We start from the raw sequence: 13,741 nt of genomic DNA, 5'->3' as shown, positions 1-13,741 counted from the left end.
ATGGGAGACTGGCGCCCTGCCGCGTCGGGCCGTTCTGATGAAAGCGATCAGCGTGCTGGGCTCCACCGGCTCGATCGGCACCCAGACCCTGGAGCTGGCCGAGGAATTCCCCGATCGCTTCAAGGTGGTGGGGCTCACCGCCGGCCGCAACCTGCCCTTGCTGGTGAAGCAGATCGTGCGCCACAGCCCCGAAGTGGTGGCGTTGGCCGAGGGGGAGCTGCTGGCTGAGCTGAGCGCACGGCTCGAGGCCCTGCCGAAGGAGCGGCAACCGCTGCGGCGCCCTGAGCTGCTGGGCGGCAACGAAGGGCTCTGCGCCGTTGCCGCCTGGGCCAGCGCCGATCTGGTGGTCACCGGAATCGTGGGCTGCGCCGGGCTGCTGCCGACCCTGGCGGCGGTGGAGGCGGGCAAGGATCTGGCCCTGGCCAACAAGGAAACCCTGATCGCCGCAGGGCCGGTGGTGCTGCCGGCGCTGAAGCGCAGCGGCAGCCGCCTGCTGCCGGCCGATTCGGAGCATTCCGCCATCTTCCAGTGCCTGCAGGGCACCCCCTGGGCCGACACCGCCCGCCTCTCCACCGGCGTTCCCACCCCGGGGCTGCGCCGCCTCCAGCTCACCGCCTCCGGCGGTGCCTTCCGCGACTGGCCGGCCGCCGATCTGGCCAAGGCCACCGTGGCCGATGCCACCAGCCACCCCAACTGGAGCATGGGGCGGAAGATCACGGTGGATTCCGCCACCTTGATGAACAAGGGGCTGGAGGTGATCGAAGCCCACTACCTCTTCGGCCTCGATTTCGACCACATCGAGATCGTGATCCATCCCCAGAGCATCATCCACTCGATGGTGGAGCTGGTGGATTCGTCGGTGCTGGCGCAGCTGGGCTGGCCCGACATGAAGCTGCCGATTCTCTACTGCCTCAGCTGGCCGGAGCGGCTGGAAACCCCCTGGCGCCGCCTCGATCTCACCGAGGTGGGCACGCTCAGCTTCCGCGACCCCGACGGCGGCAAGTATCCGTGCATGGCCCTGGCCTACGCTGCCGGCCGCGCCGGCGGCACGATGCCGGCGGTGATGAATGCCGCCAACGAGCAGGCGGTGGCCCTGTTCCTGGAGGAACGGGTGCACTTCCTCGACATTCCGAAACTGATCGAACAGGTCTGCGACCGCCACCGGGCCGACCTCAGCGCCGCCCCCTCGCTCGCTGACGTGCTGGCCGTTGATGCCTGGGCGCGCCAGGCCGTGCGGGAGGCCGCCGCGGCCACCGGCCGCACCCTGCTGACCGCATGAGCAGCGGCATCCTGCCGGCGTCAGCCGGCGTCGAGCGCCACCTGCTGCTCTGCGCCACCCCCACCAAGGCCCTGTGCGGTGATCCGGCGGTGGGAGCCGCCAGTTGGGCCCTGCTCAAGCGCCTGCTGCGCGAGCGCGGCCTGGAGGACCCGGGGCGCCCCCAGGGGGTGGTGCTGCGCTCCAAGGCCGACTGCCTGCGCGTGTGCGAAGGCGGGCCGATCCTGCTGATCTGGCCGGAAGGTCTCTGGTACGGCGGTGTGACGCCGGAGCGGATCGAGCGGATCGTGGACGACCACCTGATCGCCGGCCGTCCCATCGACGACTGGGTGATTCGCCGCACGCCGTTCGCCCCCACCGCCACCGGCGTTCAGGGGCTCCCCTGCACCTGATCCAGCAGCCAGCGCGTCACCAGCAGATCCGACCAGCTGCCCCCCGGGCCGTGGAAGCCGTTGTGGCCGCCCGTCCGGCTGAGCACGATCTGCAGCGGTGAGGCCGGCGTGAGCCGCTCCTGCAACGCCACCGCGGGGGCAGCGGGCACCCATGGATCGTCGAGGGCATGCACCAGCAGCAGGGGGGGCAAAGGCCGCGCTGGAGGTTCACCCGCCAGGCAGCCCTGCAGCAGCTTCAGCGGACTGGCGCCCGCGTAGTAGGCCTCCACCGACTCGAATCCCCAGCGCGGCGCGGTGATCAGGGCGTCGAAGGCGCGGATCGACTCCACCGCCTGCAGCTGGCTGCGCTGCCCGTCCTGCAGGCCGCCGGGATCGGCCAGGGTCTGCTGGCGCAGGCGCTGCAGCAGCCAGCGCTCGTACAGGCGGTTGCGGGGCCGGCCGATGGCGGCCGAACTGCTGGCCAGATCGATCGGGGAACTCACGACCACCAGGCCGTCCAGCAACCCCGGGGCGGAGGCGTCGAGCAGGCCATTAAGCAACACGGTGCCGCCGAGCGACAGCCCCACCCCCAACAGAGGGCGGCCGGCGGCGAGGCTGCGGGCCTGCCGCAGCGCCGGGATCAGATCGCGGTTGCAGCGGGCGGCGTAGGTGCCCCGCGCCAGGCTCCGGCCCGCTCCCGCGCCGCGCAGGTTCAACCGCAGCACGGCAAACCCCGCCTGCCGCAGGACATGCGCCAGGCGCAGCAGGCCGATGCTGCGGCTGGAGCCGCCCAGCCCGTGCAGCAGCAGCACGAGGGCGTGGGGGCGGGCGGTGGAGCCGTCGGGGCCAGCAGCGGGGGCATCAAGGCAGCCGAGCAGGGCTTCGCCTCCGGGCAGCGCCAGCGGCACCGCCTGGGCCGACTCCGCCGGTAAGCGCTCTGGACGCAGCGTGTCGCGCAGGGTCTGGAGATCGGCGCCCCACCAGGGCGCCCGGGGCTGGAAGGGCGGCACGCCCAGGTGATCCAGCAAAGCCGCAGCAGTCAACGTCAACGGAGCGATCAGGCGCGCGCGGGGCTGGCGCCGGCCGCCCCCTCCAGCCACTGGGCCAGGGAGCTGGGCGGCAGGTCCTGGCTGCTGGTGATTTCGATGAGGCGACCGATGGAGGCGGGCGCTTCGACGGCATCGAGGCAGACGCGCGCCACCAGGCGGCGGGGAATGCTGTTGCTCTCCTGCTGATCCGGACCGCTGAAGCGCAGCCCCTCGCTCTCGAGACCCTCCTCGCTTTCGCGCAGCCCACCGGGGCGGATCACGGTCCAATCCAGGCCGCTGCTCTCCAGCCAGCGCTCGCCGACGCGCTTCCAGATCAGGATCAGGCCGAACAGGTTGAGCGGGTGAAACAGCCGGCCGCTGCAGAGCGAGCTCACCAGCACCACGCGCTTGACCCCGGCGGCACGGCAGGCGGCGATCTGGCTGCGGATCGCCAGCGCATCCACCTGCAGCGGACCGGTCAGGTCGATCGAAGGGCGCGCGCCGGTGGCGATCACCAGCGCCTCCACACCGGCGAGCGCCTGCTGCAGGGCGCTCTGGTCGGACAGTTCCAGCCGGATCAGCTCCGCCCCTTCCAGTCCTTCGGGGACGCTCGAGCCCGGCCGCAGGATCGCCCGCACCGAATAACCACGGCGGCGCGCTTCCTGTACAACACGCCAGCCGGTCTTGCCGGAGGCACCAGTGACGGCCAGCAGTGCCGGAGTGGAGGGAAAGGGCATCAGAACAACGGCAGCAATTCCTGTTCCAGGCAGCGGGCCTGCATCACCGAGCCGAGATGGCGCAGCAGACGGACCCGCAGGATCACGGGGTCGATGTCGCACTCCTGCTGGAAACAACCCTCAAGGTGCTCACGGAGGAGGGGTTCCGGCAGACCGGACTCGGGGAACTCTCTCATCGGGGCCTCAACGGCGCGGAGAACAGCGGGGGCTGCAGGTCCTGGGGGGATGGCCTGAACGTAGGGGCGGAAGCGGGAAAAACCCTGGGAACAAACCCCCATTCTTTCCGCTCAGGCAGCCACAGCGAGGGGCGGCACAATGGCGCCACCGCAGGGAACCGTGGCCGCACCCTCCTTCGATCTTGGCAGGCGTGCCCCAGGCACCGCCACAGCCGCATCCGGAGCGGCAGCGGATGCGGCATCGGGCCCGGCCACCGGCGGCGGGCTGAGGCCGCGCCAGTGGCAACGCCAGCTGATCGACCTGATGCGGCGGCGGCTGGTGCGCGCCGGGCCGCAGGGCGAAGACGTGCTGGTGCATGCCGGGCCCGGAGCCGGCAAGACCCTGGGGGCTCTGCTGGGGTTCCAGCGCCTGCTGGCGGAAGGGCGGCTGAGCCATTTCCTGGTGTTCTGCCATCGCCAGTCGATCGCCAGCCAATGGCGCTCCTCCGCCGCACGCCTGGGCCTGGAGCTGGGGGAGCTCGATCTCGAAGCGAGCGCTGCAGGCGAAGGCAGTGGCAGTAGCGGCTGGAGTGGGATGGTCCCCGGCCAGGGGCTGCTGATCAGCTACCAGAGCGCGGCCCGGCACCGGCTGCGATTGGAGCACGAGCTGGCGGGCCTTCAGGCCGGCAAGGTGCTGGCGATCGCCGATGAGGTGCACCACCTCGGCCTCGATCCCGACGATCCGGAAGCCACCGCCTGGAGCCATGCCTTCGGCCGTCTCAGCCGGAACTGCGTGATGCGCCTGGGGCTGAGCGGCACTCCGTTCCGCGCCGACAACCTCGGTTTCAGCGCCTCCCGCCGCATCGCCCGGCGGCAGGAGGGCGTGATCGTCGAGGAGATCGCCCCCGACCTGAGCGTGGAACCGCGCCAGTTGATTGATCAGGGGGACGTGCGGCCACTGGAGTTCCGCTTCCAGGACGGTTGGGTCGACCACGGCCAGGCCAGCGCCGATGGGGCGCTGGCGGCAACTGAACTGGAGCGTTCGCCCCTTTCCGCCGAGCACCGGGAGAGCTGGCGCGCCCGCAACCTGCGTCGGGCGATCCGCCTGGGGGATCCCAGCAGCATTGCCCTGCGGGTGCTGCTTCAGGCGAGGCGCAAGCTCGAAACACTTCGCAACACCGACCATCCCGAGGCCGGCGGCCTGGTGATCGCCCGCGACATCGCCCATGCCCGCGGCCTCTCCGGACTGCTGGAGGAACAGGGCGACCAGGTGCTGCTGGTGCATTCGCAGGATCCGGAGGGGGCCCAGCGGCTGGCGGACTTTCGTGCCGGTGGCGCCGACTGGCTGGTGAGCATCGACATGTGCGCCGAAGGTTTCGATGCCCCCCGCGTGCGGGTGGTGGCCTACCTGACCACCGTGGTCACCCGCAGCCGCTTCGTGCAGGCGATTACGCGGGCCGTCCGCGTCGATGGCCAGCGGGCGGAACAGGAAACGATCCCAAGGCACCCCTCCTATGTGTATGCGCCCGCCGACCCTTTGCTGGTCAGCTATGCGCGCACCTGGTCGGTGGCAGAGCCCTATCTGATCCAGCCGAAGCCCATGCCGGAGGAGCCCGGGGGCGCGGCGGGTGGACGCGCGCCTGGGTTGCCACTGGAGGCCCTGCGCGATGAAGCCGGCGAGGTGATCCGGCTGCGCGGGCCCCAGCTGCCCGGCTTCCTCCACACCCGTCAGCGCGCCTGAAGCGGTGGGCACGCAGGTTGGCTTGTCAGCGCAGGGGTTTCAGCGGCGGCGCGGGCCGCCCGGACGGTTGCCACCCGGGCGCGGGCCCGTGGCACCGGCGTTGCGTTCCCGGTAGGTGATGCGGCCACGGGTGAGGTCATAAGGGCTGATCTCGACCAGCACCTTGTCACCGGCCAGCAGCTTGATGCGGAACTTGGTGAGCTTGCCTGCAGCACGGCACAGGCACTGGTGGCCAGCGGGCTGATCGAGGGTCACCAGGTAGAAACCATTGCCCTGTTCCTTCTCGATCACGCCCGAGGTTTCGATCATGCGGAGCGGGTGCTCAATCTGTAGGAGAAGGCACAGCTTAAATTGGCGCCTCTCCCCCCCTCCAGGCCGGCCCCTCTCCACACCGGTAAGCAGCGCAACTCCTGAACCACAAGCTGAGCATCACGCCTGAGCCAGCAGAGTGCCCGCCCTGCGCCAGCTGAGCAGTGCCCCCGAGCCAGCGGACCAGTGGCCCAGTGACGCCCCGAGCAAGCCACACCGGCAACAGGCCCTACCCCCAGCAGCATCAGACCCAAACCTCAGTGGCACGCAGGCCGAAACCCCGCCGACCCTGCCGCCACAACGCTGTCGCCCCCCAACCCCTAGGGTCTGCGATCGCTCCGGGGCCAAGCCTTGATCGTTCCTTCCCTGTCCCTGGATCTGGGCTTGCTGCTGATTTCCATCGGCGCTGTGAACCTTTGGCGCGCACGCCGCAGCGCCAGCTGAGTGGCGCTGAGCTTGCCTGCGCAATCCAGCTAACGGCCTGGATCTGCCTCAGGCCAATGGCTGGGCTGGTTCTGCATCGGAAGGCTGGCTGAACGGGGTGGAGCCACATGGGTTAGGGCTCCTCTGGGTGGATCACAGCCGCCGGGGCCCGGTCAGGGTTTGGCTCGCGGGCCCGATCTGATTGAGTTCCGAAACCAGAAATGCACTCCGGCAGGTTGCGCCAGATGGGGGCCAGTGCCATGGCTTGCCTGGCGGCATCAGCCAGCTGTTTCAAGCCAGCTCAGGAGCCTGGGAGGCACTGCCTACCGTCTTTGAGCTTCCGTCTGCTGCCCGAAAGCCTTGGAGCTGCGGACTGGAAGCTGTCTCCCTCAAGCTGTCGCCTTCCTGCAGTGGCCATCAAGCAGTGGCCATCAAGCAGTTGTCATCAAGCAGAGGGCTCCAAACTGTCCCCTACCAGCTTTGATCTGCAAGCCATGGCCTTCCTGCGGAGGTCCATGGCAATGGACTCCATGCTGAGGCAGTTCTGCTGTGGCCGATCTGCTGTGGCCTTCGTGCGGTGGGCTCCATGCTGGTGCCTGAGGCCAGAGGGCGACGCACACCATTCCACCCCAACCACCGCCACCAACAGCTAACGAGCAACGACCGTGCCCACCCTGCTGTTCCACAAGCCCTACGGCGTGCTCAGCCAGTTCACGGCAGAACCGGGCAGCCCATGGGTGCACCTGGCAGAGTTCATCCCGGTGCGGGAGGTCTACGCCGCCGGACGGCTGGATGCCGACAGTGAGGGACTGCTGCTGCTCACGAGCGTGGGCCACCTGCAGCAACGGCTCACCGATCCCCGCTGGGGACACTGGCGCCGCTACTGGGTACAGGTGGAAGGGGAGCCCACCCCGGCCGGGCTGGCCGCCCTGCAAGCGGGGGTGACCATCCAGGGCCAGCGCACCCTGCCCGCCCGGGCCCGGCTGCTGGCGGATCCCGGCCTGCCGCCACGAGATCCACCGATCCGTGAGCGGCGCGCCATTCCCACCAGCTGGCTGGAACTGGAGCTGCGCGAGGGGCGCAATCGGCAGGTGCGTCGCATGACCGCGGCAGTGGGATGGCCCACCCTGCGGCTGATCCGGACCGCCATCGACCTGATGGACGGTCAGCCGCCGCTGGATCTGATCGACCTGCCGGCCGGCCAGTGGCGCCCGGTGAGCCAGGCGGAGGAGGAACGCCTGCAGCGGCTGCTCCTGCTTGCTTCCGCCCAGAGCGACGGTCCCGACCGAGGGCGAGGCGGACGGGCCGGTGGCGGGAAATCCGGGCGCAACGGCGGTGGCGGATAGGGAGGCTTGGCATCCATGCCGCTCAGCCGATCACCTGTTGCAGCTCCCGCACCGTTTGCAGTTGGCCGTAGTAGTAGTTCGCTCTGGAGCGCCGATCGGGATCCTCCAGTGCGTCGAGGGCATCAAATCCCAGGCTCTGCCACAGCTCATGGCCGCAGGCACGGTTCAACTCCTGCACCGATTCCTGCTCCAGGTTGGCGAGACGCCGCTGCAGGTTCTTGATCTGAGCAATCGACATGGGGCGAACAGGGCCGGGGGGTGAAAGAGGCAGGAAGCGGGGGAGAGACCCAGCAGGGGCGCCGGAGAGGCGCGGCAGGAGCGGAGAAGTGACGAGGGAGAGGCTGGGTAGGAGGAGCCCAGTGGACAGGGAGCAGCCTTGCAGCGGATGGGCAGCAGGGAAGCAACTGGGGAAAAAGAGGCAGGAAGTGAAAGGGGGCGAACTGGAGCCGGCGTCAGCGGACCAGCCCCCTCAGCCAATGTCCGCCCCATCAGCAACTGCGCCGCCTCACTCCACCACTGGCCCACTCACACAACCACTGGGCCGCCTGATTCAGCCACTGGACTTCCTGCTTCAACCACTGGGGCTCCTCCAGCCCTTCAAACGGCCTCCCCCATTCCCCTGTCATAGTACAGATGAACTTGCCCGAGCTGTATCACCCAGTCAGGCTTCCGGGTCTGCGATGTGGTCAAAGCCTGGGAACAATTCCAACCGCAGCCATGGACGGCCATGGACAGACAGGACAGACAGAAAGGCGCGGCCAGACAGGCAGGTGCGGCCAAGCGCCTGAAGCTCAGAAGGGAAGCTTCTTCTTGGCGTTCTTGTCGAGATCAGCCTCCATCTCGCGCAGACGCCGCAGGATCGTGTCGTAATACTCCTTGAGGTAGTCCTCCAGGCGGGTGGTAGCGGCCGGGTCCAGCCCGAAGGCGGCATAGCTCTCCTCCATCGGTGCCTCCAGGCTCTGGCCACCCCCTGTCACGTCGGCGAAAGCCAGCCGTTCAGCCACCTGCACCCCGGGCTCGAAGAACGACGCCAGACCCTGCATCAGACGGATCAGGAAGGGCCGCACACGGAACACGCGAGCCGATCGCCCGCTGTAGCGCTCGCATAGCTGGGTGACTTCCCCGGTGTTCCAGGCCTTCGGCCCCACCACCGGAAAGGACTGGCGGATCGTTTCGTCATGGCTCAGGGCCGCCACCGAAAATCGGGCTACGTCCTGGGTGTTCATGTAGGCGATCGGCGTGGGCGTTCCGCTCACCCACACCGTCTGGCTTTCGAGCACCGGGATGGCGAACTGACCGATCACCCCCTGCATGAAGGCCACGCAGCGCAGGATCGTGTAATCCAGTTGGGAGGCCGCCAACAACTGCTCGGTGCAGTACTTGATATCCATCAGTGGCACGTTGCGGTGCTGCGCCGCCTCCAGCAGCGACACGAACACGAAGCGCTTCACGTTGGCCGCTTCGCAGGCCCGCACCAGATTGAGCTTTCCCTGCCAGTCGATCGTGTAGATGCCGGCACTGTCGGTGGGGCGGGCTGTGGCCGCATCTATCACCGCTTCCTGGCCCTCAAGGGCGTAGGCGAGGCTGTCGGGTTCCAGCAGGTCACCACGGGTGAGCTCGCAGCCCCATTCCTGCAGGAAGGAGGCCTTGCGAGGGGAGCGCACCATGCAACGCACCTGATGCCCCTGCTCCAGCGCGTGCCGGGCGATCTGGCGGCCGAGAGTTCCTGTGGCGCCGACGACCAGAACCTGCATGAACCACCGGTGGATAGGGCGCTGAGCCTAAAGCTGAGGCAGGGGGCGACGCGCCGCAGGCGGCTCAGTCTTTCTGCAGCTTGAGCAGCAGGGCACCGCCGGCCAGACCCACGGGGATGAGCACCCAGAAGATCGCCGCGATGCCGAAGATTTCAGAGGCCATGGCCCGTTGGGAAAACGGCTACCTATTTAGCGCCCCGGCCCGTTCGAGCACCAGTGGCCAGGGGGCATCGGTGCGGAACTGGCCGGTCATCACCCCACTGGCGCAGGCCTCCCATCCCTGATTGTGCAGGTCTGCGAGCAGTGCCTGCAACCGCGGCGGACCGCCCCCCAGGCGCCGGCCCAGCTCGGCCAGGGGCCAGCAGCGCGCGGGCAGGCCCGCGTCGGCGGCGAGGCGGCCCAACAGGCGGGCGGCGGCACGGCAGAGCGAAGCATCCTCCGCCGCAGTGGCAGCACGGATCGCCGTGAGCGTGGCGGGATCCTGCAGCGGACCGATCCAGAGCGGGCCACTCACCGCCAGCGCGGCCGCAGGCTCGCAGCACACCTGCCACTGGCGCAGGCGCAGCAGGCTCTGCACCTGCTGCTCACCGCAGTGGTGGCAGTGCGCCAGCAGGCCGAGCTGCCGTTCCTCGCCCGCCAAGGGCCGGCGCAGGATCCGCACCGCCGTGCGGAACGTGCGGCCCTCACTGAAGCTGAACACCGGCTGCAGGCCCCGCCCCATGGCCCAGGCCGTGCGGGCGACCACGCCCAGCTGCAGGCGCAGCGCCAGCTCCCAGCTGGCCGGGTGGGCCCGCGCCGCAGCCCCCAGGGTGCGCACGGCGGCAGAACGGTCGTGGCCGGTAGGGGAGCGGCCATCAGTGCTGGCCACGTAGAGCACACCGCCGAAAGCCACTGCCTCCAGCGCCAGCGGCAACAGGGGAGTGGGGCAGCCGAAGGCGTCAAGATCAACGAGCTCGAAGCGCTCCTGCCGCTGCAGGCAACCCGCCAGCAGCTGCTGGGCGGTGAGGGCGGAACAGCGCAACTCCAGCCCTGGGCGATGCACCAGGGGGGCAAGGTTGGCGTGCAGCAACGGCTGACGGTCCGGGTCAGCGTCGTTGGCCCACACCAGCTGGGCCGGGCTCTCCTGGCCGTAGCGCAACGCCCGAATGCCGCAGCCGGTCATGAGGTCGAGCACCCGCAGGGGGCCCCCCAGGCTGAGCTGGCGCGCCAGCAGCACCCCCAGATCGCGGGAGGGCCGGGATTCCGGCCGGAAGAACCCCTGACCCGCGCACAGCGCTGCTGAAGCTTCGCAATAGTGAGAGGTGTCTTGCGTGAACCCGCTCCGTTGGTGACATCCCTGGGCCAGCCTGTCGCAACGGCCGGACCCGACTGGGGCCGCGCGGCGGTGTGGCGATGGCGCGGACTCAACTGCCACTGGCGCGTGCTGGGCGATCCGAGCGGGCCACCACTGCTGCTGCTGCATGGCTTCGCCGCCGGCAGCGGCCACTGGCGAGCCACCGCCGGCCCACTGGCAGCCGCCGGCTGGTGCGTCTATGGCCTCGATCTGATCGGCTTCGGCGCCTCGGCCCAGCCGGCGATGCGCCTCGACAACCGGCTCTGGGCCCGTCAGGCCCAGGGGTTTCTTGAACAGGTGGTGCAACAGCCGGCCGTGCTGATCGGGCACTCGCTAGGGGGGCTGGTGGCACTCAGCTGCGGCGTGTTCTTTCCCGCCTGGGTGCGGGGGGTGGTGGCCGCACCGCTGCCGGATCCCACCCTGCTGATGCCCGTGCCGGCGCGGCGGGCGCCATGGCAGCGCTGGCTGCAACGCCGGGCGGTGGTGTGGCTCTGCCGGCTGCTGCCGCTGGAGCTGCTGGTGCCCCTGATCGCCCGCACGCCGCTGCTGGATCTGGGCATCCAGTCGGCCTACAACTCGCCGGTGATCGGCGACAGCGCCCTGCACCAGCTCATCGCCCGTCCGGCACGTCGCCCCACCGCCGCCTGGGCCCTACGCGGCATGAGCATCGGTATGGCGCTGCGCCCCCGTGGAGCCACCGCAGCGGTGCTGCTGCAGCGCCTGCGCCGGCCGCTGCTGGTGCTGTGGGGGGAAGCCGATCGGTTGGTGCCGATCGAGGTGGCCGCCGAGATGCGGAAGCTCCGGCCCGACCTTGAACTGCACAAGCTGGAGGGGGTGGGCCATTGCCCACACGACGAAGATCCCGCCACGGTCGATCGCCTGCTGCAGGCCTGGCTGCGCCGTCTGCCACCCCGGCCCGAGGATCCCCGCTGAGCGCCCGGCCCTGAGGGCCGTGAGGCCAGCGCGTAATTTGGGAAGCTGATCGCCTGCTGTGCCCGCCGGGAATGAAGCACACCCTCTCGGTGCTGGTGGAGGACCAATCCGGTGCCCTCAGCCGGATTTCTGGATTGTTCGCCCGCCGCGGCTTCAACATCGAGAGCCTGGCGGTGGGCCCGGCCGAGCAGCGGGGCGTATCGCGCCTCACCATGGTGGTGGAGGGCGACGATCGCACGCTCGAGCAGATGACCAAGCACCTCAACAAGCTGGTCAACGTGCTCAACGTGATCGATCTCTCCACGATTCCTGCGGTGGAGCGCGAACTGATGCTGCTGAAGGTGGCGGCGCCGGCCGAGAGCCGAGCCGCCATCCTGGATCTGGTGCAGGTGTTCCGCGCCAACGTGGTGGACGTGGCCGACAACGCCCTGATCCTTGAGGTGGTGGGCGACCCGGGCAAGCTGGTGGCCCTCGAGCAGATCCTCGAGAGCTACGGAATCCTCGAAATCGTGCGCACCGGAAAAGTGGCCCTGGAGCGGGCCTCCGGTGTGAACACCGCCTACCTCAAGACCACCGCCTCAGAGAAACGGGTGCCGGCCTGAGGCGCCTCAGGGCTGACCCTTCACCAGGGTGCCGCCCTCGATCACGCTGGCCTTCACCAGCTTGTCTCCCTGCTGGATGCGGTCCACCACGTCCATGCCCTTCACCACGCGGCCGAAAACGGCGTAGCGGCCGTCGAGCTCGGGAAGCGGCCGCAGAGCCACGTAGAACTGCGAGCTGGCGGAGTTGGGGTCCTCGGAGCGGGCCATGGCGATGGCACCGCGCTCGTGCACGAGCCGCAGCTGCGCTGCATCCGCCGGATCGGTGAGCTGCTCGCCGTAGCGGGGAGTGGCCTTGCCTTTCATGCCGAGTTCCAGCGGGATGAAGCGGGGCTGACCGGTGCTGGGGTCCACGAAGCTGCCGGTGCCGAACAGCTCGGGACTCACGCCGGGGGTGGCGCTCTGGGGGTCACCGCCCTGCACCACGAACGGTGTGGGCTGGTTCACCACCCGGTGAAAGACAGTGTTGTTGTAGGTACCGCGGCGCACCAGGTCGACGAAATTGCCGGCGGTGAGCGGGGCATCGGCGCCATTGAGCTCCACGACCACTTCGCCGCGGCTGGTCTGGAGCGACACCACGGCCTTGCCGCTCAGGCAGGGGCTGGCGGCAGAGGCGCAACCGAGAGCGGCCTGGCTCTGATCGCTGCCGCAAGCGCTGAGGCCGAAGGGTGTGAACAGCAGCAGGCTCACCAGAAGGGTGCGGGTGAGCGAGAACGCCATCGTGTTCATACGCCCTCCAGAGGCACCTTGAGGAAGCGGGCGAGTTCCGCGCCACTCTGCTCCAGCTCGGCCAGAGGCAACGGTTCGCCCACCCGGGTGAGGGGCAGGTCGCGGCGCCCCTGCACGCGCAGGGCAAGACGACGGCGCGGGTTAAGGCCGTCGCGCACGTCCACCTTGACGGCCTGAATCTCGCGCAGGGGTAGCTCGAAGCTGATCAGGCTGCGGAAGCCGCGGCGGCTGATCGTGGCCGTGCCGCTGCTGCGATCGAAGCGGTTGGCACCGGCGCCCACATCGATGCTGATCACGCTCCAGAGATAGAGGGCGAGCAACAGGGCTGCCACGCCATAGGCCCCCATCACCAAGCCCTGCGGAACCCAGGCAAGGCTGGCGGGGTGCCCGATCGGCAGCAGATCGATCCCCAGCCGGCTCGAGAGGCTGGTCAGCAGGAAGCCAGCGCCCCCAGCGCTCACGGCCGAGGCCACCAGCAGGTTGGAGAGGCGCCGGGATCCCTGCACGGACTGCTCCAGCACATCGGCAGGGTCGCTGGCGCGGGGAGCTGGACTGGCGGCCGGGTCGGGGCGCGGCGGAGTGCCGGCGGAGGAAGAAGCCGGGGGCATGGGAGCGGGGGTGGTGGCGGAAGACTTGCCATCCTCGCCTCCGTGCCGCGAGGCTGTGGAAAAGCGAAGACGGGAACAGCGAAAAGGTTGCTGGATTCGGCACCACGCCGCCGCCGCTGGGCAATCAGAAGAATTGCTTAAGAACGCTGGCTGCGGCAAGGGTGTCAGCCCATTTCGGGCTTCCTCGCAGCGGTGGGTTTCGTTGTTACGATCCTGCGGTATCCCTCAGCTTGGCGGGATTTCCGCACTTTTTCTTCCCATGACGATTGCTGTAGGGCGCGCGCCTTCGGCTCGGGGATGGTTCGACGTCCTCGATGACTGGCTCAAGCGCGACCGCTTCGTGTTTGTCGGCTGGTCCGGTCTGCTGCTGTTCCCCACGGCCTATCTGGCTCTGGGCGG

The 13,741-nt window shown here is 69.2% G+C and carries 16 protein-coding genes and 1 pseudogene; 7 read left to right on the top strand and 10 right to left on the bottom strand.

The window, feature by feature from the left end; genetic code table 11:
* Positions 1-37 precede the first annotated feature (37 nt).
* Positions 38-1,279, top strand: a complete 1,242-nt coding sequence (locus tag KQ303_RS13740; RefSeq protein WP_259730734.1) for a 1-deoxy-D-xylulose-5-phosphate reductoisomerase — start codon at positions 38-40, stop codon at positions 1,277-1,279.
* Positions 1,276-1,668: a ferredoxin gene (locus KQ303_RS13735; protein ID WP_094513072.1), complete on the top strand. Its 393-nt coding sequence runs from the start codon at positions 1,276-1,278 to the stop codon at positions 1,666-1,668. Before KQ303_RS13740 ends, KQ303_RS13735 begins: the two co-directional genes overlap by 4 nt.
* Here the strand turns inward: KQ303_RS13735 and KQ303_RS13730 are convergent.
* Genes KQ303_RS13730 through KQ303_RS13720 form a run of 3 tightly spaced genes read right to left on the bottom strand, consistent with a single transcriptional unit; the run spans position 1,647 to position 3,588 of the window.
* Positions 1,647-2,690 (bottom strand): alpha/beta fold hydrolase, encoded by a 1,044-nt coding sequence (locus tag KQ303_RS13730; protein ID WP_259730842.1) that lies wholly within the window; start codon positions 2,688-2,690, stop codon positions 1,647-1,649. The two genes, KQ303_RS13735 and KQ303_RS13730, sit on opposite strands and share 22 nt — an antisense overlap.
* Positions 2,691-2,704: 14 nt before the next feature.
* Positions 2,705-3,412 carry an SDR family oxidoreductase gene (locus KQ303_RS13725; protein WP_259730733.1) on the bottom strand — a complete coding sequence of 236 codons (708 nt, stop codon included), beginning with the start codon at positions 3,410-3,412 and terminating at the stop codon, positions 2,705-2,707.
* Positions 3,412-3,588: a hypothetical protein gene (locus KQ303_RS13720; RefSeq protein ID WP_259730732.1), complete on the bottom strand. Its 177-nt coding sequence runs from the start codon at positions 3,586-3,588 to the stop codon at positions 3,412-3,414. The genes KQ303_RS13725 and KQ303_RS13720 overlap by 1 nt, the downstream gene beginning before the upstream one ends.
* A 160-nt stretch (positions 3,589-3,748) precedes the next feature.
* Between KQ303_RS13720 and KQ303_RS13715 the strand changes: the two genes are divergently transcribed.
* Positions 3,749-5,308 (top strand): DEAD/DEAH box helicase, encoded by a 1,560-nt coding sequence (locus tag KQ303_RS13715; RefSeq protein WP_399233844.1) that lies wholly within the window; start codon positions 3,749-3,751, stop codon positions 5,306-5,308.
* Positions 5,309-5,347: 39 nt separating this feature from the next.
* On the opposite strand, the gene infA is transcribed toward KQ303_RS13715, so the two are convergent.
* A complete protein-coding gene (gene infA, locus KQ303_RS13710; protein ID WP_094513069.1) occupies positions 5,348-5,617 on the bottom strand; it encodes a translation initiation factor IF-1 in 270 nt (89 codons plus the stop codon).
* A 1,088-nt stretch (positions 5,618-6,705) separates the two neighbouring features.
* On the opposite strand from infA, the gene KQ303_RS13705 reads away from it, so the two are divergent.
* A complete protein-coding gene (locus tag KQ303_RS13705) occupies positions 6,706-7,386 on the top strand; it encodes a pseudouridine synthase (protein ID WP_259730731.1) in 681 nt (226 codons plus the stop codon).
* Between the two features lie 22 nt (positions 7,387-7,408).
* Here KQ303_RS13705 and KQ303_RS13700 read toward each other — a convergent pair whose 3' ends face one another.
* The 4 genes from KQ303_RS13700 to KQ303_RS13685 all read right to left on the bottom strand — a co-directional run bounded on the left by KQ303_RS13700 (position 7,409) and on the right by KQ303_RS13685 (position 10,356).
* Entirely contained in the window at positions 7,409-7,624 is a 216-nt protein-coding gene (locus KQ303_RS13700) for a hypothetical protein (RefSeq protein ID WP_094513068.1), read from the bottom strand.
* Positions 7,625-8,177: 553 nt separating this feature from the next.
* A complete protein-coding gene (locus KQ303_RS13695) occupies positions 8,178-9,140 on the bottom strand; it encodes an NAD(P)H-binding protein (protein ID WP_259730730.1) in 963 nt (320 codons plus the stop codon).
* A gap of 64 nt (positions 9,141-9,204) precedes the next feature.
* On the bottom strand, positions 9,205-9,303 hold the full coding sequence (gene petM, locus KQ303_RS13690; protein WP_094513066.1) for a cytochrome b6-f complex subunit PetM: 99 nt from the start codon (positions 9,301-9,303) through the stop codon (positions 9,205-9,207).
* An 18-nt stretch (positions 9,304-9,321) separates the two neighbouring features.
* Positions 9,322-10,356: a N2,N2-dimethylguanosine tRNA methyltransferase gene (locus tag KQ303_RS13685; RefSeq protein WP_399233840.1), complete on the bottom strand. Its 1,035-nt coding sequence runs from the start codon at positions 10,354-10,356 to the stop codon at positions 9,322-9,324.
* A gap of 111 nt (positions 10,357-10,467) precedes the next feature.
* On the opposite strand from KQ303_RS13685, the gene KQ303_RS13680 reads away from it, so the two are divergent.
* Entirely contained in the window at positions 10,468-11,406 is a 939-nt protein-coding gene (locus KQ303_RS13680; protein ID WP_311134172.1) for an alpha/beta fold hydrolase, read from the top strand.
* 71 nt (positions 11,407-11,477) lie between these two features.
* Entirely contained in the window at positions 11,478-12,008 is a 531-nt protein-coding gene (gene ilvN, locus KQ303_RS13675; RefSeq protein WP_094513065.1) for an acetolactate synthase small subunit, read from the top strand.
* A 6-nt stretch (positions 12,009-12,014) separates the two neighbouring features.
* Here ilvN and KQ303_RS13670 read toward each other — a convergent pair whose 3' ends face one another.
* Complete coding sequence (locus KQ303_RS13670; RefSeq protein WP_259730727.1) at positions 12,015-12,725, bottom strand: peptidylprolyl isomerase; 711 nt, start codon at positions 12,723-12,725, stop codon at positions 12,015-12,017.
* 5 nt (positions 12,726-12,730) lie between these two features.
* On the bottom strand, positions 12,731-13,342 hold the full coding sequence (locus KQ303_RS13665; RefSeq protein WP_255101309.1) for a photosystem I assembly protein Ycf4: 612 nt from the start codon (positions 13,340-13,342) through the stop codon (positions 12,731-12,733).
* 259 nt (positions 13,343-13,601) lie between these two features.
* On the opposite strand from KQ303_RS13665, the pseudogene KQ303_RS13660 reads away from it, so the two are divergent.
* Positions 13,602-13,741: pseudogene (locus KQ303_RS13660) on the top strand (photosystem II D2 protein (photosystem q(a) protein)); the annotation flags it as partial.

The sequence above is a fragment of the Synechococcus sp. CS-1333 genome, from assembly GCF_025128015.1.
GTDB lineage: Bacteria > Cyanobacteriota > Cyanobacteriia > PCC-6307 > Cyanobiaceae > MW101C3.
This window is presented reverse-complemented; position numbering and strand designations above follow the sequence as displayed.